Annotated in this window: 1 pseudogene; it reads right to left on the bottom strand. The window is 44.2% G+C overall.

Annotated elements, in window-relative coordinates:
- Positions 1-1,597 (bottom strand): annotated as a pseudogene (locus H0262_RS13060) (hypothetical protein); the annotation flags it as partial.

Raw genomic sequence — 1,597 nt, 5'->3', positions numbered from 1 at the left:
AGTGTGACAGGCGTTGTTGATCCTGTTCCACCTAACGTCACGCTGGTCTGACCGGCATTATCATACTGTACTGAGTTGTCCGCTTTCACTAAGCTGTCTTTAGTAACTTGGCTTAGATCAACTGCGTAGTCTGTGAGATTGGTTGTCGCATTTTTAGAGCCAGCGGTGACCGTTACCGCGGTAGATCCAGAAACAGTAGTTCCATCTGCATTGATCTTGTAAACGTTCTGACCATTAGCACCTGGAATGTTCGTGACAGCAACATTAGTACCAGCTTCCACCTCTGTTCTAGATCCTGCAGCAGAACGGCTAAGCTGACTGACGTTAACTGCGTCTAATGGCTGTGAACCCGCTTTCACATTAGTGATTTTTTTATTGCCTGCATCGATACCAGATCTAAGGACGCTTGGACCATTACTAATGGTTAGACCATCAGTGGCCAAAGCACTGTTGCCAAATATACCATTAACACTCACACCCGAATCAGTAACTACTGTATTACGCAGGATATTGCCTGTTCTCATGCCATTACGATTAACTGTAGTTACAGACCCTAGTCCAAACAAACCACCACTTCCCATTCTGACACTGCCATTAGTGTCTAAATCTAGGTTGTTATTTAGGGCAATTTCAACTTTACCATTAGCAGCTGTAGTTGTGATATTGCTATTAGAGCCAATTACCTCGACTTGTTCTCCTAATGGTTTCATGACAGTGTTACCATCGGCAGCTCTTAAACCAAAGCCTTCGTTGACTTTAGTATTAGTCGCATGCAACTGACTGCCATTGACCGCATCTGTACTGTCTGAACTGAGACTACCAGCTTTCACATTGGTCAGTGTGACAGGCGTTGTTGATCCTGTTCCACCTAACGTCACGCTGGTCTGACCGGCATTATCATACTGTACTGAGTTGTCCGCTTTCACTAAGCTGTCTTTAGTAACTTGGCTTAGATCAACTGCGTAGTCTGTGAGATTGGTTGTCGCATTTTTAGAGCCAGCGGTGACCGTTACCGCGGTAGATCCAGAAACAGTAGTTCCATCTGCATTGATCTTGTAAACGTTCTGACCATTAGCACCTGGAATGTTCGTGACAGCAACATTAGTACCAGCTTCCACCTCTGTTCTAGATCCTGCAGCAGAACGGCTAAGCTGACTGACGTTAACTGCGTCTAATGGCTGTGAACCCGCTTTCACATTAGTGATTTTTTTATTGCCTGCATCGATACCAGATCTAAGGACGCTTGGACCATTACTAATGGTTAGACCATCAGTGGCCAAAGCACTGTTGCCAAATATACCATTAACACTCACACCCGAATCAGTAACTACTGTATTACGCAGGATATTGCCTGTTCTCATGCCATTACGATTAACTGTAGTTACAGACCCTAGTCCAAACAAACCACCACTTCCCATTCTGACACTGCCATTAGTGTCTAAATCTAGGTTGTTATTTAGGGCAATTTCAACTTTACCATTAGCAGCTGTAGTTGTGATATTGCTATTAGAGCCAATTACCTCGACTTGTTCTCCTAATGGTTTCATGACAGTGTTACCATCGGCAGCTCTTAAACCAAAGCCTTCGTTGACTTTAG

This window comes from Psychrobacter sp. D2, from assembly GCF_013608135.1.
Taxonomy (GTDB): Bacteria; Pseudomonadota; Gammaproteobacteria; order Pseudomonadales; family Moraxellaceae; genus Psychrobacter; species Psychrobacter cryohalolentis.
The sequence above is the reverse complement of the archived record's forward strand: the minus strand, read 5'-3'. Positions and strand labels throughout refer to the sequence as shown.